An 18677-nucleotide genomic window follows, 5' to 3' on the forward strand; every position below is an offset into this window, starting at 1 on the left:
GCATCAAACTTGTTTTATTTTCTGCATCAGTCTTGCATCAAAAAGGGTGTTTTTTGAGTTTGATGCAAAGTTTGATGCAAGCTAACTTGTTGTTATTTAATTATTTAACCTATTTCTGCATCACTGCATCAAAAATTTTAGAGAAAAAAGGTTTTTTTATGGTGTAAAAACGTCCTCTTCGGTCAATTTTTACAAATTCTCCGTGACTCAAAAATTCAATTCCTTGATATGATTTTGTGTTATTTTCAGGCTCTAAATTCCACTTTTTAAGAATCTTTCTTATTTCATTGGCAGATTCAATATAGAGCTTAGGATTTATCCTTTTTAGCATTATTAAAATTTCTCCTGGTGATACATAAAGTTCTGTTTCTTCAGTTTTTTCGAAACACTCATTAAATAGTTCAAGTAATGCAAGTTCAACCTTGTTATTACTCATTAACTTCATTAATGAATCAGTCATAATTTGTTCACGAGTAAACCACATTCGAGTTTTCTGTTTGCTTTTATACTCTCGAGTTAAAAGGTATTTTAAAAAGTAAGGTATCTCCTGTCTAAGTTTTTCTAAAAAATGTACGTCTTCTGATTGAAGTGGTTTTACTTTTCTAATCCAGAAACGAATTTCTTCATCATCTATTTGGATAAAATTATCTTCGTTATTAGAACAAAGAATAAATTTTGCAAAGAACTCAATTTCTTGTCGATCTTTTCCTTTAGCTTCTATTTTGTCTTTATCTGTGGTAGAGAGATATTTTAAACGTTCGGTTATTTCTTTTCGGTCAAAGAACACTTCGTCAATTGCTACTATCACCATACTAGCCCAATCACTGTTAAATTGAGAGTTAAAAGCATCACCTTTAATATAAGTCATGTTTAAGCCGAAAATGGATTTCATCCATTTGATAAAACTACTTTTTCCGGTTCCTCTTTCTTTACTAATTAAACAGAGTATGGGTAGAATTTGAGTAGGCCGTTCATATAGAATTTTTATGTAGTCTAATCCATATTCAAAATGCTCCCCAAACACGTGTTTGACAAACTTTAATGAGTTTGGAATATTATTTTCAAGTTGATGTAATGATAAATTTTCCTCTATTGGTTTTATGTCTAATTCATTATAAGTGTTATAAAAGTTTTCGATAATTAAATTGTAATCAAGATGATTGGGAATACAGCAAAAGCCATCTAGTTTAAGAATCTTTTCGACAAATGTTTTTCCATGATCACTAATGATGGTTTCTCGGTTCCATCTGACCATAACCTTAACTTTATCACCAGATATTAAAGGTTTTTCAATGATTTTGAAGTAGGAGGTTCCTACTCGGATATAAGGAATATCTAAGTTCATAGTTCAATTCAGTTTTATCCTTATATTTGCGGTATAAGGAACTATTAGTTAATGATAAATTTATGCGCTCAGTTTTGCGGAAGTTGAGCGCATTATTTTTTGGAAGTTAAAGTGTAGTCAACTGCTTTCTGTTGAATTTGTGAAATTGATGAGGATTTATTTTGCAGAAGAAAGTTGTCAATTTCGTTTTTTTGAAAAAACAAAGTTTTTCCATTTGGTTTAGAATACGGTAGTATATTCTTGTGTACTAATTTGTAAATATAACTACGAGAGAATCCAGTGTAATTAATTAGATCTTCTACTGTTAAAATTTGTTTTACACTACTGACTAGTAATGTTTCAAGCTTATTAAGCTTTTCAATGATAATTGTTTCATTTGAGTTCATATTTTTTCATTTTTTAAGATTATGAAAACAAATGTCATGATAGGAAAATAAAAAAAGATTAAGTGTTTAAGAATCTTAAACTTTTGATTTAATTTTTTTTACAATATAATCGATTTCTGTCTCTCTTTTTGGAGGGATTATTTTTCCTGATTTAGAAGAATATATTGAGTTTGCTTTGATTTTACCATTTTTATTTTCAATGTTCTCAGCAAATTCAATTGAGGGAATTGAAATTTTAAAGCCTAAGTACTCATCCATTTTAGAAATGAAGGTATAAAATTGTCTGTTATCCATTTCAAGATGAATAATTGAATTATGATCTTCCCAGTTAGATTTTAATACTTGAATAAATTGATTTTGAGTAGTTTTATTTTGATCTATAAACATGTTTTTCTCCAGCAATGAATAAAGATCTTTTAATAACTCATTATCTAAGTCAACCAAATAATTTCCTCGTTTTGGTATTACTGTATTCAAAGAGTCTATTTTTTTATTGATTTTTTTAATTATTGAATTTAATTCATTTTCATATTCATTTAGTGTTCCTATTACTTCAAGAGAGAAGGATATTTTTGTACTATTTTCATTTGAATTTTCAATGTTATCACAATAACTTATGAAAGATTCTTTAGCACATTCTATCATTAAAAAGTTATTATTATAAATGCAATCCTTAAGATATAAGAGTTTTGTTCTGAGAGTTGATTTAGGATATTCTTTAGTGTTAATCAGATAATCAACTATATTTTCTAATTCATTTCTGAAATTTAAAGATAAATATGTTTCATACACATGTTTATTATCATCAAATGAATCCATAAAAGGCAACAAGTAATTTTCGTAGGATACTTTTTGTTCAGTTATAAAAAAACAACTTAGTTCTTTTATAGTTAAATTATGAATTGATTTGTAGTATATTAAATCATTAAGAAGATTAAAAAAATGGTATTCATTCATTTTTTTGACATTCGCTTTTACAGATTTTATTTCAGAATCTGTAAGTAAATCACCTCTTAAAATATCTAAAATTTTAAAATATTTTTCTTTTCTCTTGTAATAATTATATATCATTTTACTAAAGTTTTATTTCAGGAATTAAGTTGGCTGCTTCTTTCATTTTTTGATCTACAATTTTAGCGTAAATTGCTGTAGTTCGGATCTCTCGATGGCCAAGACGTTTTGAAACGGTATAAATATCTGCTCCATTTTCGAGTAAAAGCACAGCATTTGTGTGTCGAGCACTATGGAAAGTAATGTGTTTTGAAATACCGGCTCTGTTACACCAACGTACAATCTCATTATTGTAAACCGCTCCATATTTTAAACCTTTAAAAACCCTTTCTGAAGGTTGTTGTCTTTCACCTAGTAATGCTCTTGCCTGACTTGAGATGTATAAATATTCAACACCATCTGTTTTTTCTTGTCGAAAATTTACTCTACTAATTCCATTGTCTTCATCTCTAACTTCGCCCCAGGTTAAAGTATTGATATCAGACCAACGCAATCCAGTTAAACAGGAAAAAATAAAAGCATTTTTAAGTACCTGGTATTTACAATTTGTGCTAGCGAGAGCTTGTAATTCTTGATAGGTTAAATATTCTCTTTGACTTTCAGCTTGCTCAAAAGATTTGATTTTTGAAGCATAATTGATCGATAGATAGCCTTCATCAAAAGCAGCTCTCAAACATGCTTTAAATTTATTCAGATAGGAGTATTTTGAATTAAGGGAAAGAGGTAAATTACTTTTAGTTTTTGCTTCCTTGTCAAAGTAGTTACGAACCATTTTCACAAATTCTTCATCAATCTCTTCAAATAGTAAATTAGGATTGATACATCTTTTTAAATGTAGAAATGTAGCGGTCCAGTTTCCGTAGTTTTTTGGGGAATCGCTTTTCTCTTCAGTTTTTTCAATAAAAAAATCCAGGAAGCGTCTTTTTGATTTTGAAGTATTTTTAATATCAAACTTGCCTTGAAAGAATTCAGCTTTTCTGATAGATAGAATTTGCTCCGCTAAAAGTTCAGTTTCTTTGTTTTCTTTCTTTTCAGCAGCAGTAAGTGGATTTTGATGAAGATATAGTTTTAAATACTCAAAGTCTCTTATATGAATTCTTTTACCGTCTTTATCTAATTGTGAGCCTTTATAATATTCAAGGTAAAGACTGTACTTGTCGTTCTTAAGCTTTTTCTTTTTTAAAGTGATTTTCATAGGTGTACATTTTTACACCTTTTTAGTATGAAGGTGTACATGAGATGAAACAAATGTACTAATAAGGTAAATCATAAACAAGTATAAAGACTTGTAAATACTTGCTAGTCAAGTAAAAGAACAAAAAGTAAATCAAGAGAAAGCGGTTTTATTTTCCGATACAGAAATTAGCAAAAATATTCCCAAGTAATTCATCATTCGTAACTTCACCAGTAATTTCACCAAAGAAATATAATGCGCTTCGAATATCAATTGCCATTAAATCAGAAGAAATACCTGAATCTAATCCCCATTTTACTTTCTGAATTTCCTCTAAAGCTTTCAGTAAAGAATCGTAATGACGTGTGTTAGTTACAATGGTTTCGTTATTTCTCAAAGCACCAGTGTTTACAAAGGACATTAATTCATTTTTTAACTCTTCAATACCTACTTTTTGTTTTGCAGAAATGAAAATTGAATTCTCAATTTGTGATTCTAGATTTTGAAGTAAACTCTCTTCTAGTTTATCTTTTTTATTAAAAATCGTAAGTAAAGCTTTTTGTGGGTATTTGTTTCTAATTTTTTCAACTTCCACTTTTAAACGTTCTAAGCTTTCCATTGTTAATTCGGTACTGTCAACAAGGAACATTACAACTTGAGCTTGTTCAATCTTCTCAAAAGTCTTTTGAATTCCGATACTTTCTACATGGTCTTGTGTTTCACGAATTCCTGCCGTATCAATAAATCGGAAACCAATTCCGTTGATAACCAATTCATCTTCAATCGTATCTCGAGTTGTTCCTGCAATGTCGGAAACAATCGCGCGTTCTTCATTCAATAAAGCATTTAATAAAGTCGATTTCCCAACGTTTGGTTCTCCCACAATCGCAACTGGAATACCGTTTTTAATTACATTCCCAACTGCAAACGAATCAATCAAACGTTTCAAAACAAACTCAATGCGTTCTAATAAATCATGAAATTGAGTTCTGTCGGCAAATTCTACATCTTCTTCCGCAAAGTCTAATTCTAATTCGATTAAGGAAGCGAAATTCAATAATTCTTCACGCAGTTTGGCAATTTCGTTACTGAAACCACCGCGCATTTGTTGCATCGCAATTTGATGAGACGCTTCATTATCCGAAGCAATCAAATCAGCAACCGCTTCCGCTTGTGATAAGTCTAATTTCCCGTTTAAAAAAGCACGCAAGGTAAATTCACCTGCCTGAGCCATTTTAGCGCCTCTACGAAGCAATAATTGGATAATTTGTTGTTGAATAAAAGTAGAACCATGACACGAAATTTCAATTACATTTTCCCCAGTGTACGAATTCGGACCTTTGAAAATAGAAAGTAACACTTGGTCATACACTTTTCCATTATCCACAATATGTCCTAAATGAATGGTATGGGTTTTCTGTTTCGTAATATCTTTCCCAGAAACCGATTGAAATACTTCAGCAGCTATTGTAATAGCAGCTGCACCGGATAATCGAATAATAGCAATCGCACCCGCTCCAGACGGTGTAGCTAACGCAACTATGGTTTCTTGTGGAATCATGTTCTAAATTTAATTCTGCAAAGATAATTTAAAGTCAGAAGTTAGGAGTTAGAAGTTGAAAGTTTTTTTAGTAACACAAAGTCCCGCAATGTTTAGCGCTAAGTTACACCGAGTTTTCTTTTGCGTTCTTTGCGAAAAAACTTTGCCTCTTTGCGTTTAAATTTAATCCTTGAGTTTAAATAAAAATTAAAAAACCACTAAAGCCGAAGCTAAGTGGTTTTTAAAGTTAGTTAAGGTTGGTAATAAGATTTTCAGATTTAATTCTGTAAAATCAAATATTGTAAATTAGTTGCTCAACATTACTGGCATTACTAGCATAGTAACTGTTTCGCCTTCGTCTAAGCCGTCTACTGGAGTTAAAATTCCCGCTCTGTTTGGCATCGACATTTCTAATTGGATTTCATCACTTGATAAATTATTCAACATTTCCGTTAAGAAACGTGAGTTGAAACCGATTTGCATATCGTCTCCTTGGTAATCACAAGTTAAACGCTCGTCTGCTTTGTTTGAATAATCGATATCTTCTGCCGAAATATTCAATTCAGTTCCAGCAATTTTTAAACGAATTTGGTGCGTTGTTTTGTTAGCAAAGATAGCCACACGACGAACCGAGTTTAAAAACTGAACTCTATTAATTAATAATTTGTTTGGATTTTCTTTTGGGATAACTGCTTCGTAGTTTGGATATTTTCCATCAATTAAACGACAAGTCAACACATAATTCTCAAATGAGAACGTAGCATTTGAATCGTTATATTCAATTGAAACTTCAGCGTCAGAAGCGCCTAAAATTCCTTTTAAAATGTTTAAAGGTTTTTTTGGCATAATAAAATCAGCAACTTGTGATGCTTTTACATCGGTACGAGCGTATTTTACTAATTTGTGAGCGTCTGTAGCTACGAAGATTAATCCTTCTGGTGAAAATTGGAAGAAAACACCACTCATTACAGGGCGTAAATCATCGTTTCCAGCTGCAAAAATTGTTTTACTTACTGCAGTTGCTAATACTTCCGCAGGAACTAATGTTTTTGAAGGATCATCTAAAACTACGGCTTTAGGGAATTCTTCTCCTGGTGCGTAAGCAATCGCATATTTACCAGAGTTTGAACTAATTTCTACAGTTGAATTGTCTTCAACAGTAAAAGTTAACGGTTGTTCTGGAAATGTTTTTAAGATATCTAATAAAAGTTTAGCTGGAATAGCAACACTTCCTTGACTCGTAGAATCAATTTCTAACGTTGCCGTCATCGTTGTTTCTAAATCAGAAGCTGAAACTTTTAATTGGTTGCTGTCTAATTCAAAAAGGAAATTATCAAGGATAGGTAAGGTATTACTACTGTTGATAACACTTCCTAAAACTTGTAATTGTTTTAATAAATACGAACTCGATACTATAAACTTCATCATCTTGTATTTTAAAATCGTGATTTGATTTTATATTTCACAAATATATTCTAATTATACTCAAACGCAAAAACAAATTATCAACAACTAGCGGCTGTATTTTCTTTTGCGTAAGAAAGTAAATAAAAACCCAAAGATAGCCAAAATAACTATTGGTAATCCGACAGTTATCATTTGAGCCATGGTGTAATTTTTATACACTTCTTCCTTATTTAAAAGTGGTAAATCAACATCTTTACTACGGATGTTAATAAGTCCGTTGTCGTCTAAAAGGTAATTTACGCAGTTCATTAAGAACTCTTTGTTGCCATATAATTGATTCGTCCACTTATCGAAACCTAATTCTAATGGAACACCTTTATCCAATTGATTTTTAATAATATCACCATCTGAAATAACAATCATTTTATTGTCTTTTCCAGTTGCTTGGAACGAATTATCTTTAAATGGTAATATACGATTTTGGTAAGCTGATTTGAATTTTCCTTCCATTAAAACTGCTACTGGAAGCAAGCCTTTACCTTCATATTCTTCAGGAGTGGTTTCTTCTGTAACCATATCTAATGAAATCGGACTTGGTGTTCCAACGGTTTTCGAATATTCAGACGAACTCAATAAAACCGTTTTCTTGATATCGTTTTTCAGGATTTCGATTGGAGAAGCAAATTCAAACTTAATCCCTTCCATGTTTTTCACAATCGGATTCGTTGAAGTAGGATAGATAAACGGAGCAAATTTCCAAGTGTATTCTTGCATTTGCGTTTCGCTTCCTTGATTTCCTGATGCTAATTTGATAGGAGTCGCATATTCATCTTTCACCAATAACGGATTGATTCTAATTCCGTATTTGAAGAACATATCCGTCAAATTCAATTCGCGTTGCGATGCTAAAATAGTACCGGTTTCGTTGTACAAACTATCCATGTCTGCTGAAACTACATCGACTAACCACAAGGTTTTTCCACCATTCATGATGAACTGGTCTAACACTTGTTTTTCTTCTTCGGTGAACGCTTCCGTTGGTTTAGCAATTACGGCTAAATCGTATTTTTTAAGCGCTTCTAAAGTTTGTGTTGGTTGTTTTGCTACCGAATCTAATGTAAAAGGTCCGATGTAATAACTTTCTTTAACTGTTCTTAAGAAATCGGCCATGAAAGGTTCTAAAACTTCTCCGTTACCTTTGATTACTGCGATTTTCTTTTGTTTTTCTTTCGAAATTTTATTGATAGCTTCTGCAAAACCAAATTCCAAATGCTGCACCGAACTAATCACTTTTTGTTCCGTTGAAGCTCCCATTAAGTTTTTCAATAAAGCCACTTTCGTGAATTTATCGCCATACGTTGCTTGTGCCCAAGGAAAAACCACTTCTTGCGATTGTTTTCCTTTGTCTTCCACGGTGATGCTCAATGGTTGCATGCCTTTCGCGTAGAATTCTTTCATTTTTTCTACTCGCGTTTCCTCTTTTTCAATCGGATTTTTAAAGTTGAAAATGATGTTTGAATTATAAGCCGTGAATTCTTCTAAAAGTTGTTTGGTTTCGTTTTGTAAACGCTTGAATTCTGGTGGAAAGTTGCCTTCTAAATACACTTCAATGTATAACGGACTTTCTACATCTTTTATAATGTTTAAGGTCGTTTCCGATAAAGTATAACGTTTGTCTTGTGTTAAGTCGAAACGTTTGAAAAAGAAGTTGCTGATTAAATTGATAACGATTATCGCTAAAAATACAATTCCTAATTGCTTTAAAGCTTTTGATTTGTTTTCTTTCATTACCATTTCAAAGATTTAAGTTGATAAACCGTTGCCGATAAAAATAAAAACGTCACACTCACAAAGTACACAATATCACGCGTGTCTAACACACCGCGACTCATACTTTTAAAGTGATAATCCATTCCTAAAGCAGCAAACATCGAACTATAATTTCCAAGGAAAGAAGCAATGCCGTCAAATCCGAAATAGAAAAAGAAACAACAAAAAACAGCAATTATAAATGCCACAATTTGGTTATCTGATAAAGTAGAAGCAAAAATTCCAATCGCCGTGTAAGCAGCAATTAAGAATAACAATCCGAAATACGAACCTAGCGTACTTCCCATATCAATATTGCCTTGCGGATTTCCAAAATGTGAAATCGTCAATACATAAATAATCGTTGGAACAATCGCTAAAATGATTAAAACTAAAGCGCCTAAGAATTTTCCGTTTACGATGTCCCAATTAGAAAGCGGTTTGGTAAATAACAATTCAATAGTTCCTTGTTTTTTCTCATCCGAAAAACTGCGCATGGTTACGGCAGGAATTAAGAAAATTAAAATCCATGGTGCCAATTTGAAAAACGGACTCATATCGGCAAAACCCGAGTTTAATATGTTGAATTCGCCTTCAAAAACCCAAAGAAATAATCCGTTGAGTAAAAGAAAAATCCCGATGACTAAATATCCTATTGGCGAACCAAAAAAGGATTTTATTTCTCGTAATAATAATGCTTTCATTTTTTATTGTTTGTTTCAGGTTTCAAGTTTCAAGTTTTTTAACTCTCAACTCCAACTTCTAATTTCTGAATTCTAAATTCTAAATTCTAATTTAATGTTACCAATCTATCCACACTCCAAGCTTCAGGTTTGTCGCTGAATAGCGTTTTTGTGTATGTCCAAACGCCATCAAACAAAGCCGACTTTCTGTAATTTTCTAACGCTTCTTCGTTTTCCCAATAACTATAGGTAAAGAAAATACGTTTGTCGTTTTTGTCTTGATACAATTCTAAGAAACGGTTTCCTTCGAAGTTTCGTATGTGGTGTTTCACTTCTTCAAAATTATTTAAAAAAGCTTCGATTTTATCTTCTTGAAAACGCATTTTTACAATTCTTATGAACATAATTTGTTTTATTTAAATTTTACCGAAATACTATCTCTAAAATGCAATCCTAATAAAGTAGCGGCTGAACCCACTGTTTTAGGATTACTTTTGTAAATAGCAATTTCTAAATACCCATTTTCGTTGAATAAAGCCAAGAAGTCGCCTTCTAAATCTTTCAGTTGCTTCGTATCAGAAACTGGAAAATCGGAATAGCTTTTGTGCAAACGGGTTATCTTTTTATTTTTAATGATGATTTCAAATTTTCTACCTCTAACCGTATCGTTAAATTGTTTTTGCGAAATATTAGTAACGCAATTTCCAAACGAATCGATATACACGATTTGTCCTTTTATTTCAGCTAAATTATCAGAAATAGCAGAAGTCAACACACTCACCGGTTTTAATGTTTGAATTTCCTTTCCAATAACATTCAGCAAACCACCTCTCGAAATATGACAAGCCACGGCTACAAAAACATCCATATCACTCACATCGGTATTCAATCTGTCGTGAATAGTAATAGCAACAATTTTCTGTGGGATTTTCTTCTGAATTAAGGTATTCAAGATGCCATTATCTGCACAAATAAAGTAATGATCGTCCCATTGCATGGCAATATGTTGGGTATCGCCAACACGTTCGCTATCCACTCCAATAATATGAATGGTGCCTTTTGGAAAATTAGAATATGCGGCTTCAATACAGTAACTCGCTTCTAATGTGTTGAATAAGTCAATTTCGTGCGAAATATCAACAATAACCGCGTCATTTTGTTCCGACAGAATTTTGCCTTTCAAAGCGCCTACGAAGTAGTCTTTGTGTCCAAAATCGGTGATTAGCGTAATTATTGACATTTTTTTGTTTATAACTTATTTGAAATCCAACAGTAGTTTTTACTAAATTTGATTGCAAAGCTACTATAATTTTAGCGTTTCAAAAATAATTAAAAAAAGAAAGCCTTTGAACGAAAGAATCATTGAATTAGTCGACATTGCTCCAAAAGAATTTTGGGGTGCGCAAGATGCTCATCTTGAATCTATTAAGAAGTATTATCCAAAACTTAAAATCGTAGCACGAGGAACTACTCTTAAAGCGTATGGTGAGCCTGAAATCTTGGATGAATTTGAAAATCGCTTCAGAAGATTAATGAATCACTTTACGCGTTACAACAGTATAGATGATAATGTTATTTTGAGGGTTTTAGAAACAAGTCATCAACATGATGCCGAACACATGCACGACAGAGACAAAATTTTAGTGCATGGAATAGGAGGTAAGCTAATTAAAGCGATGACGCCTAATCAACAAAAACTAGTGGATACCATTCACAAAAACGATATGGTGTTTGCTATTGGTCCAGCCGGAACAGGTAAAACCTATACGGGTGTGGCAATGGCGGTGAAAGCTTTAAAAGAAAAACAAGTTAAACGAATTATTTTAACGCGTCCTGCGGTTGAAGCAGGGGAAAATTTAGGGTTTCTTCCAGGTGATATGAAGGAAAAACTAGATCCGTACATGCAACCTTTATATGATGCATTGCGCGATATGTTACCTCCGCAAACTTTAGAAGACTACATTTTAAAAGGAATCATTCAAATTGCGCCCTTGGCTTTTATGCGTGGACGAACGTTAGATAATGCCTTTGTAATTTTAGATGAAGCGCAAAACACCACACATTCCCAAATGAAAATGTTCTTAACACGTATGGGAAAAAATGCCAAATTTATGATTACAGGCGACCCAGGTCAGGTGGATTTACCACGAAGAACGATTTCAGGTTTGAAAGAAGCGATTCTAATTTTGAAAGATGTAGAAGGTGTGGGAATTATCTATTTAGATGATAAAGATATCGTGCGTCACAGATTAGTGAAGAAAATTATTGATGCGTATAAGAGTATTGAGAATAATGATTAATTCATTTGTTATAAATGAAAGTTATTTTATCAATAATTATATCGTTGTTTCTAATAGTTTCAATTTCAGAATTAGTTCAAATTTGTTTTATAGATTCAAGTAATTATCCGTTTGGTTCCGATTTTTTTGGAAGATTTTCAATTTATAAGAGTAAAAATATTTATTTGATTTTTAGTGGAATTATTGTGATAAATTGTCTTTTAGCATTTTTGAATTTCAGAAATAAATGGTTTTATGTTTTTGCTTCAATTGTTTGTTTAATGGAAACTTATAATATTCTAACTTAGTCAAAAAGACGCTTTTATTAGCGTCTTTTTTCATTAAATAGGTAATCCCATAAAAGTTAAAAAAATCTTATAATTCAACCCTTTAGAAAATAAAACCTCAATTTTCCTCGTTAAAAAGTAAACCTTAAAATTTACAAGTATGAAAAAAGTCGTTTTGTTTTTAGCCACGTTATGTTATGGTTTAAGTTATGCACAAGAAATTCCTGAAGTGGATATTACCACAAAGAATTCTTGGTTTAAAGCAGGATTAACTGCTGGTGTTCCTGTGGGAGATGTAAAAGATATTTCGTCTTTCAATGTGGGAGTAGATGTGAGAGGGCAATATTTGTTCAATCCGCATTTTGGAATTGGTATTGCTTCTGGGTATAATCATTTTTTTGGAAAAGATGACTTTGATGATTTCGGAGTGATTCCTTTAGCAGGTTTCGCGAGATATTATTTTCAAACTGAAGGAGTGTTTGTAGGTGCCGATTTCGGTTACGGATTCTTAACTAATGTTGATAATTCGGGAGGATTGTATATTAATCCACAAATTGGGTATCACAACAAAAAATGGAATATTTACGGCTATTACCAAAATACTTTTGCCGAAGACATTGCCATTCGCTCTTTAGGTGTTGGGGTAACGTATAATATTATGTTTAAATAGTAGAAAAAAAATAACAAAGAGAAGTTCAAAAGAGCTTCTCTTTTTTTATGAAATAATTTTTGGAAGAAAATAAATAGTTTACTTTTGCACGACAAACAACAACACAACATAATGAATACAATTACAACTACCAATTTCAATTTTCCAGGTCAAAAATCGGTGTACCGTGGAAAAGTTAGAGAAGTTTACAATATCAACGATGACTTATTAGTGATGGTGGCTACCGACCGTCTTTCGGCATTTGATGTGGTTTTACCAAAAGGAATTCCTTACAAAGGACAAATCCTAAATGAAATTGCTACGAAGTTCATGGAATTAACTTCTGATATTGTACCAAATTGGTTAGTAGCAACTCCAGATCCAAACGTAGCGGTAGGACATTTATGTGAGCCTTTCAAAGTGGAAATGGTAATTCGTGGGTATTTATCAGGACATGCAGCGCGTGAATATGCTGCAGGAAGAAGAATCCTTTGCGGTGTGGAAATGCCAGAAGGTTTAAAAGAAAACGATAAATTCCCAACACCAATCATCACGCCAACAACTAAAGCGGATAACGGTTCTCACGACGAAGACATTTCTCGCGAAGCTATTTTAGCTAACGGAATTGTAACCGAAGAAGATTACCTAGTTTTAGAAAAATACACCAGAGCCTTATACCAAAGAGGAACTGAAATTGCAGCATCTCGTGGTTTAATCTTAGTGGATACGAAATACGAGTTTGGGAAAACAAAAGACGGACAAATCGTATTAATCGACGAAATCCACACGCCTGATTCTTCTCGTTATTTCTACGCAGAAGGCTACCAAGAAAGACAAAACAACAACGAAGAACAAAAACAATTGTCAAAAGAGTTCGTGCGTCGTTGGTTAATTGAAAACGGTTTCCAAGGAAAAGAAGGACAACAAATTCCAAACATGACCGACGAATACATTGAAACAGTTTCAGAACGTTACATTGAGTTATTCGAAAACATCATTGGAGAAAAATTCGTAAAAGCAGATATTTCCAACATCAATGAAAGAATTGAGAAAAACGTTTTGAGTTATTTACAGAATAGATAAGATATAGAAAATCCCGCGAAAGCGGGATTTTTTGTGGTTTTTATTATTTTTTATGTTACAATTATTATTCGTTTTTCATATTTAAAACATCTTCTCCATCTTTTCTGAATATAGAACCTGTTCTTCTCCATTTCATTTTTTGTCCATCAACACAAACAATATAAACCCCATTACCTAATTGTTCTGAAACTTCAAGTAAAATTATTTTGTCTTGTTTTACTTCCATATCAACAGAAATATGCTTCTTTAAATCATCAACTGTAGAGCCCATTTTTTTCCAAGAGCTACTTGTGTTATATTTAGGTTCTTTAAAGCCAGTTTCAATAACACAAGTGTTTTTAGCTTCTTTTTTAGATTCGTCATATTCCCAAGTTTTATCGCTTTTAAGGATTACTTTTTTACCATCTTCTGTTGTGGCAGTTTTGTTTTGGGCAAATGTGTATGTTGATACTAATAATACACCTAAAATAAATATTCTTTTCATATTTCTGTTTTTAATGGTTTTTTATTTTACAGCGAGGTTTGTCTTATGATTACAGACAATGTTTTGAAGTTTAGCTTCAGTTGAGATACCGGCTAACGAATTATTCTCTGTTAAAGATAAATTTTTATCGTGAATACGTATAGTTAAAAACAGCAATTTCGCTAAACCGCTGTTATAAGCTGTTTTTAATTATAGACCTAAGTATGGTTTTATTACTTCAAAAACTCCAGAAGAAGCAAGGTTAACAAAAAATGAAATTCCAGTGTTTTGTATTAAGGAACCAATTTCAGTTAATTGAGAGCTAATATCTTTGCCTTTATTTAATTGTCTTGTAGCATATTCGATTTCCGTATTGAATTCTTCTTGTTTAGCTTCTTCTAAATTCACTATATCACTTTTTAGAATTTTAAAGAAATCTTGAATTTGTTCAGCAGAATAGTCAAAAGACTGAGTTTGATTTGAATGATTTACACTTTGCTGAAATTGAACTGGAGCATTAATGTCACCTGTTTTTATAGTATAATTTGTAGATTCAGTTGTTTTTTTAGGTTCTTTCATTTCAAGCCATTCATTAATAATGTTAGTATAAGTTTTATTATTACTTAATAGTGGCAATACGGAATATTTTATTTGTTTCAAAAATTCTTGCTTATCGCTATTATATTTTTCGAAATGAAAATCTAAAAATTCAAATGTTTTATATACTGGACTTAGAGTACGTAGATGTGCAATGAATTTTAAATCATAATCTTTAGGTTTTGCAGGAATGTAATCTTTTCGAATATCTATATATCCCTGAGTTGCCATGTATACTTTATTTTGAGGCACTTTATCACCAAAATTTTTAATAATAAATTCATTTTCGGGTTCTTCGCCTTCTGACGCAATTATATAAAATCTATTCATATTGTTTTTCGCTTCTATTTCAATTTACTTCTCATTTCTCCATAATTCTGGGACTGCATTTGAAAGCGCCTTATTAAAAGCATTTTTTTCTTCCTCAGTCTTAAAAGTTAATGAGTATTTAATTCCATTCTCTCTTTTTGTAGGTTCAGATTTTAAACCAAATTCTTTTATTAAATTATCTACTCGTGCAGTTAGTCTTTCCTTGTGATCAGGAACGGTAAATGAAAAGTGAAATGCCATCTTTATTTTGTTTTAAATGTTAATCTCTTGTGGTTAGCCAAAATGGTCTATAACGTTCCGCGACTTCGCGTCAGTAGCTGCAAGTTAAAGAAAAATGTAATAAGAAATACTGAAGTTAAGAGTGTTTTCCAAGAAAGATAAAACTAGCAATTGCGCGAAACCGCTGTTGTGAGTAGTGCTTCTAATTTAAGTCCTGTATTTCGAAATTTTTTATTTTATCTTCAAGCTCAAGTTGCTTTAAATTCAAAATTGCATTATTTCGAGTATCGGAAAGCTTTCTTAAATCTTTCTTTGAATATCCTAGTATTTGAAGATTAGAAATCTTTTTAGACACTAAATCTTGCTGAAGTATTTGATTCTGTAAACGCTCGTTTTTATTTGGAAAATAATACTTCAAAATATTAAATAACTGTTCTATAATTTTTCCAATTCCTGCGAAATCAGTAAAACCAGGAGAAGCATATTTTATCTCTTTTATCTCTAAATCTTCGATTACTTCTCTTTCTAACTCTGAAAGATACTGAAGTGGAGACATAAACATTCCTTCGAATTTTTTCTCATTTTCATAAGCTTCTGGAAAATTTAGTTTCTTGTATAATTGACCATTAATATTCAATAGTGATTTTGAAAGTTGGCTATCAGGAACATTTAAGTAATACTGAGATTCGTCAGTTTGTATTTTATCTAGCTCAATCAGTAATTGATATAAAAGAGAGAAACTTTCAAATAGATTAGAAAATTCTGTTGAATTCCATTTTCCATCAACATAAATTCTTAATACTTTCTTTTCTGTTTTTGTTTTCTGAATTGGTGTCATTTTAACGTATTATTCTTAGCATTACTCACAACTTGTTTATATGTCTGACAAAATCATACATATCTACCCAATTTTGGGTGTTTACTACTGATAAAGTCAATTCTCCTGCAATATAACAAAATTCTCTCCACCTAATTGCTGTAGTTTTTCTGCAGTTTGTGTTAAAATTTCAAAAATGCGAAAAAAAAGTCCTCAAAAAATGAGGACTTTGGGTGTTAGTTGTAAAAAACGGTTCTCGCTTCGCTCGAACTAATTTTTTATTTCTTAAAATAACTAAATGTTTCGTTATTTTCAATTTTCAATAGCGTTTCGTAAATTAATTTAATTACATTTTCTACGTCGTCGCGGTGAACCATTTCTACAGTAGTGTGCATATAACGCAACGGTAACGAAATCAAAGCCGAGGCAACACCACCATTGCTGTATGCAAAAGCATCAGTATCAGTTCCCGTAACGCGAGAAGTCGCATGACGTTGGAAAGGTATTTTGTTTTCTACAGCTGTGTCCACAATCATTTCACGTAAAATGTTTTGTGTTGCAGGAGCGTAAGCAATAACAGGTCCGCGTCCCATTTTTAAATCACCTTCAATTTTTTTGTCAATCATTGGCGTAGTCGTGTCATGGCAAACATCGGTTACAATGGCAACGTTTGGTTTAATGCGTTGGGTAATCATTTCGGCACCACGCAAACCAATTTCCTCCTGCACCGAGTTCACAATGTACAATCCAAAAGGCAATTTCTTTTTGTTCTCCTTTAATAAACGCGCTACTTCGGCAATCATAAAACCACCCATGCGGTTATCAATGGCTCTACATACAAATTTATCGTTGTTTAAAATCTCAAAATTATCAGGATACGTAATCACACAACCCACATGAACGCCTAAAGCTTCTACTTCGGCTTTCGTTGAGCAACCACAATCAATAAATATGTTTTCAATTTTTGCTGTTTCTTCTGCTTTTCCGCTTCTGCCTCTAGTGTGAATCGCTGGCCAACCAAAAACACCACGAACAATGCCTTTCTTCGTATGAATGTTTACACGCTTCGATGGCGCAATCTGATGATCCGAACCTCCGTTTCTAATCACGTAGATTAATCCGTCATCGGTAATGTAATTCACATACCACGAAATTTCATCGGCATGACCTTCAATAATTACTTTATAAGGCGCATCCGGATTAATAACTCCTACAGCACTTCCGTAGGTATCGATAATAAAGGTATCAACATATGGTTTTAAATAGTCCATCCAAAGTTTTTGCCCTTCCGATTCGTATCCTGTTGGCGAAGCATTATTCAAATAATTTTCTAAAAAAGTCATCGACGACTTCTTTAATATCGATTTTGTACTCATCTTAACTATAATTTTTTGCTAAAATAGAAATAAGTAATTAGAGTTTCACAATATTTCGATAATTTTGGTTTACTTTTTGCAGTGAGTTAAAAAGTATAAAAACAAACACCATGTACAAATTATTATTGAGTAGTTTTTTATTGTTCATTACTACTTGTTCTTTTGCTCAAACCGAAACGGATACGTTAAAAATGACGCAACAGGATTCGTCTATTGTATATTCTATCGAATTAAAAGAAATCATCTTCACTCCCAATAGTGTGTATTCTATGGATGAAGATAAAAAAGCAAAACTAATATTAAAGAGAAGAATCTTTAAAGTATATCCGTATGCAAAATTAACGGCTGATAAATTAACACAGTTAAATGCCACCATGGCAAAACTAAAAACCAGTCGCGAAAAAAAGAAATACTTTAAAATCGTAGAAAAATATTTAGAGGAAGAATTTGAGCCGCGTTTAAAAAAGCTATCTCGTAAAGACGGTCAAATCCTAGTCAAACTAATTTACCGCCAAACCGGAAGCACCACTTTCGATTTAATTAAGGAATACAAAAGTAGTTGGAAAGCCTTTTGGGCAAACTCCACAGCCTATTTATTCGACATCAACCTCAAAACCGAGTACAAACCATACGACATAAAAGAAGACTACCATATAGAAGGTATTCTAAATGCGGCTTTCAATCAAGGGCAACTCTCAAAACAAGAAGCCAAAAAAGCCATAGACTTCGACAAACTTAACGAACACTGGATTAATAAAATTAAACTTCAGCCTAAAACAACACCTAAAGAATAATTTTTTTAGAAGCACACGTTTTACATTCCATAAAGACTCTCAGTCCCGCTGTCCGCTACAATCTTTTTCTTTTTTGTTACCTGAGGCACTCGAAGGCAACAAAAAAGAAAAAGGATTTCCACTCCCATCGGGGCTAGGCAAGACGTTAGGTATTCCAGATAACTATTTCACTGGCTCGTAACTCGAGCAACACTTTGTACTTGTTCTTGCTTTTGTTCTTGTTCTTGCTTTTGTCATTCCGCCGAAGTAGGAATCTCCTGCGCAGCAGGCTACTGCTTAACGCAGTTAAGCCCACAACCTGAAACTATACATATATATAGTATAAAACAAAACATTCGAACAATTACCTTCGCGACCATTACGCCACCTTTGTGTTCCTTGCGGCAAACCCCTAAAAAAAACTTTTAATATTAAATCCTTGTTATCAG

At 32.4% G+C, this 18677-nt stretch carries 19 protein-coding genes; 4 read left to right on the plus strand and 15 right to left on the minus strand.

Annotated elements, in window-relative coordinates; all coding sequences use genetic code 11:
• Positions 1-109: 109 nt before the first annotated feature.
• From OJ995_RS12865 to OJ995_RS12910, 10 genes are all read right to left on the minus strand, one after another.
• Positions 110-1345 (minus strand): primase-helicase family protein, encoded by a 1236-nt coding sequence (locus tag OJ995_RS12865; protein ID WP_264369802.1) that lies wholly within the window; start codon positions 1343-1345, stop codon positions 110-112.
• 92 nt (positions 1346-1437) lie between these two features.
• Positions 1438-1731, minus strand: a complete 294-nt coding sequence (locus OJ995_RS12870) for a helix-turn-helix transcriptional regulator (RefSeq protein WP_264369803.1) — start codon at positions 1729-1731, stop codon at positions 1438-1440.
• A gap of 75 nt (positions 1732-1806) precedes the next feature.
• A complete protein-coding gene (locus OJ995_RS12875; protein WP_264369804.1) occupies positions 1807-2802 on the minus strand; it encodes a hypothetical protein in 996 nt (331 codons plus the stop codon).
• Between the two features lie 4 nt (positions 2803-2806).
• Positions 2807-3937, minus strand: coding sequence for a tyrosine-type recombinase/integrase (locus OJ995_RS12880; RefSeq protein WP_264369805.1), 1131 nt, complete (start codon positions 3935-3937; stop codon positions 2807-2809).
• A gap of 148 nt (positions 3938-4085) precedes the next feature.
• A complete protein-coding gene (mnmE, locus tag OJ995_RS12885; protein WP_264369806.1) occupies positions 4086-5477 on the minus strand; it encodes a tRNA uridine-5-carboxymethylaminomethyl(34) synthesis GTPase MnmE in 1392 nt (463 codons plus the stop codon).
• Between the two features lie 285 nt (positions 5478-5762).
• A complete protein-coding gene (gene dnaN / locus OJ995_RS12890; RefSeq protein WP_264369807.1) occupies positions 5763-6881 on the minus strand; it encodes a DNA polymerase III subunit beta in 1119 nt (372 codons plus the stop codon).
• Positions 6882-6968: 87 nt separating this feature from the next.
• Entirely contained in the window at positions 6969-8651 is a 1683-nt protein-coding gene (gene gldG / locus OJ995_RS12895) for a gliding motility-associated ABC transporter substrate-binding protein GldG (protein WP_432419334.1), read from the minus strand.
• Complete coding sequence (gene gldF, locus OJ995_RS12900; protein WP_133610940.1) at positions 8651-9376, minus strand: gliding motility-associated ABC transporter permease subunit GldF; 726 nt, start codon at positions 9374-9376, stop codon at positions 8651-8653. Before gldF ends, gldG begins: the two co-directional genes overlap by 1 nt.
• An 86-nt stretch (positions 9377-9462) precedes the next feature.
• Positions 9463-9759, minus strand: a complete 297-nt coding sequence (locus OJ995_RS12905; protein WP_264369809.1) for a putative quinol monooxygenase — start codon at positions 9757-9759, stop codon at positions 9463-9465.
• A gap of 8 nt (positions 9760-9767) precedes the next feature.
• On the minus strand, positions 9768-10595 hold the full coding sequence (locus tag OJ995_RS12910; protein ID WP_264369810.1) for an SAM hydrolase/SAM-dependent halogenase family protein: 828 nt from the start codon (positions 10593-10595) through the stop codon (positions 9768-9770).
• Positions 10596-10701: 106 nt separating this feature from the next.
• Between OJ995_RS12910 and OJ995_RS12915 the strand changes: the two genes are divergently transcribed.
• The 3 genes from OJ995_RS12915 to OJ995_RS12925 all read left to right on the plus strand — a co-directional run bounded on the left by OJ995_RS12915 (position 10702) and on the right by OJ995_RS12925 (position 13653).
• Complete coding sequence (locus OJ995_RS12915) at positions 10702-11655, plus strand: PhoH family protein (protein ID WP_264369811.1); 954 nt, start codon at positions 10702-10704, stop codon at positions 11653-11655.
• A gap of 426 nt (positions 11656-12081) precedes the next feature.
• Positions 12082-12591: a hypothetical protein gene (locus OJ995_RS12920; protein WP_264369812.1), complete on the plus strand. Its 510-nt coding sequence runs from the start codon at positions 12082-12084 to the stop codon at positions 12589-12591.
• 111 nt (positions 12592-12702) lie between these two features.
• Entirely contained in the window at positions 12703-13653 is a 951-nt protein-coding gene (locus OJ995_RS12925; RefSeq protein WP_264369813.1) for a phosphoribosylaminoimidazolesuccinocarboxamide synthase, read from the plus strand.
• A 64-nt stretch (positions 13654-13717) separates the two neighbouring features.
• Here OJ995_RS12925 and OJ995_RS12930 read toward each other — a convergent pair whose 3' ends face one another.
• The 5 genes from OJ995_RS12930 to OJ995_RS12950 form a co-directional block, all read right to left on the minus strand.
• Positions 13718-14137: a DUF3157 family protein gene (locus tag OJ995_RS12930; RefSeq protein ID WP_264369814.1), complete on the minus strand. Its 420-nt coding sequence runs from the start codon at positions 14135-14137 to the stop codon at positions 13718-13720.
• Between the two features lie 189 nt (positions 14138-14326).
• Complete coding sequence (locus OJ995_RS12935; RefSeq protein ID WP_264369815.1) at positions 14327-15043, minus strand: hypothetical protein; 717 nt, start codon at positions 15041-15043, stop codon at positions 14327-14329.
• A 24-nt stretch (positions 15044-15067) separates the two neighbouring features.
• The gene (locus OJ995_RS12940; protein ID WP_264369816.1) at positions 15068-15283 is read right to left on the minus strand and encodes a hypothetical protein; all 216 of its coding nucleotides are present in this window, start codon (positions 15281-15283) and stop codon (positions 15068-15070) included.
• Between the two features lie 181 nt (positions 15284-15464).
• Positions 15465-16100, minus strand: a complete 636-nt coding sequence (locus tag OJ995_RS12945; RefSeq protein WP_264369817.1) for a hypothetical protein — start codon at positions 16098-16100, stop codon at positions 15465-15467.
• Positions 16101-16357: 257 nt separating this feature from the next.
• The gene (locus tag OJ995_RS12950) at positions 16358-17455 is read right to left on the minus strand and encodes a M42 family metallopeptidase (protein WP_264369818.1); all 1098 of its coding nucleotides are present in this window, start codon (positions 17453-17455) and stop codon (positions 16358-16360) included.
• Between the two features lie 110 nt (positions 17456-17565).
• On the opposite strand from OJ995_RS12950, the gene OJ995_RS12955 reads away from it, so the two are divergent.
• On the plus strand, positions 17566-18249 hold the full coding sequence (locus OJ995_RS12955; RefSeq protein WP_264369819.1) for a DUF4294 domain-containing protein: 684 nt from the start codon (positions 17566-17568) through the stop codon (positions 18247-18249).
• Positions 18250-18677 lie beyond the last annotated feature (428 nt).

Source organism: Flavobacterium lacisediminis (assembly GCF_025909975.1).
Classification (GTDB): Bacteria; Bacteroidota; Bacteroidia; order Flavobacteriales; family Flavobacteriaceae; genus Flavobacterium; species Flavobacterium lacisediminis.

Excerpts from the sequence above, each read along its gene's own strand:
- OJ995_RS12865 (WP_264369802.1), bottom strand. The coding sequence starts at position 1,345 with ATGAACTTAGATATTCCTTATATCCGAGTAGGAACCTCCTACTTCAAA.
- OJ995_RS12870 (WP_264369803.1), bottom strand. The coding sequence starts at position 1,731 with ATGAACTCAAATGAAACAATTATCATTGAAAAGCTTAATAAGCTTGAA.
- OJ995_RS12875 (WP_264369804.1), bottom strand. The coding sequence starts at position 2,802 with ATGATATATAATTATTACAAGAGAAAAGAAAAATATTTTAAAATTTTA.
- OJ995_RS12880 (WP_264369805.1), bottom strand. The coding sequence starts at position 3,937 with ATGAAAATCACTTTAAAAAAGAAAAAGCTTAAGAACGACAAGTACAGT.
- mnmE (WP_264369806.1), bottom strand. The coding sequence starts at position 5,477 with ATGATTCCACAAGAAACCATAGTTGCGTTAGCTACACCGTCTGGAGCG.
- dnaN (WP_264369807.1), bottom strand. The coding sequence starts at position 6,881 with ATGAAGTTTATAGTATCGAGTTCGTATTTATTAAAACAATTACAAGTT.
- gldG (WP_432419334.1), bottom strand. The coding sequence starts at position 8,651 with ATGAAAGAAAACAAATCAAAAGCTTTAAAGCAATTAGGAATTGTATTT.
- gldF (WP_133610940.1), bottom strand. The coding sequence starts at position 9,376 with ATGAAAGCATTATTATTACGAGAAATAAAATCCTTTTTTGGTTCGCCA.
- OJ995_RS12905 (WP_264369809.1), bottom strand. The coding sequence starts at position 9,759 with ATGTTCATAAGAATTGTAAAAATGCGTTTTCAAGAAGATAAAATCGAA.
- OJ995_RS12910 (WP_264369810.1), bottom strand. The coding sequence starts at position 10,595 with ATGTCAATAATTACGCTAATCACCGATTTTGGACACAAAGACTACTTC.
- OJ995_RS12920 (WP_264369812.1), top strand. The coding sequence starts at position 12,082 with ATGAAAAAAGTCGTTTTGTTTTTAGCCACGTTATGTTATGGTTTAAGT.
- OJ995_RS12925 (WP_264369813.1), top strand. The coding sequence starts at position 12,703 with ATGAATACAATTACAACTACCAATTTCAATTTTCCAGGTCAAAAATCG.
- OJ995_RS12930 (WP_264369814.1), bottom strand. The coding sequence starts at position 14,137 with ATGAAAAGAATATTTATTTTAGGTGTATTATTAGTATCAACATACACA.
- OJ995_RS12935 (WP_264369815.1), bottom strand. The coding sequence starts at position 15,043 with ATGAATAGATTTTATATAATTGCGTCAGAAGGCGAAGAACCCGAAAAT.
- OJ995_RS12940 (WP_264369816.1), bottom strand. The coding sequence starts at position 15,283 with ATGGCATTTCACTTTTCATTTACCGTTCCTGATCACAAGGAAAGACTA.
- OJ995_RS12945 (WP_264369817.1), bottom strand. The coding sequence starts at position 16,100 with ATGACACCAATTCAGAAAACAAAAACAGAAAAGAAAGTATTAAGAATT.
- OJ995_RS12950 (WP_264369818.1), bottom strand. The coding sequence starts at position 17,455 with ATGAGTACAAAATCGATATTAAAGAAGTCGTCGATGACTTTTTTAGAA.
- OJ995_RS12955 (WP_264369819.1), top strand. The coding sequence starts at position 17,566 with ATGTACAAATTATTATTGAGTAGTTTTTTATTGTTCATTACTACTTGT.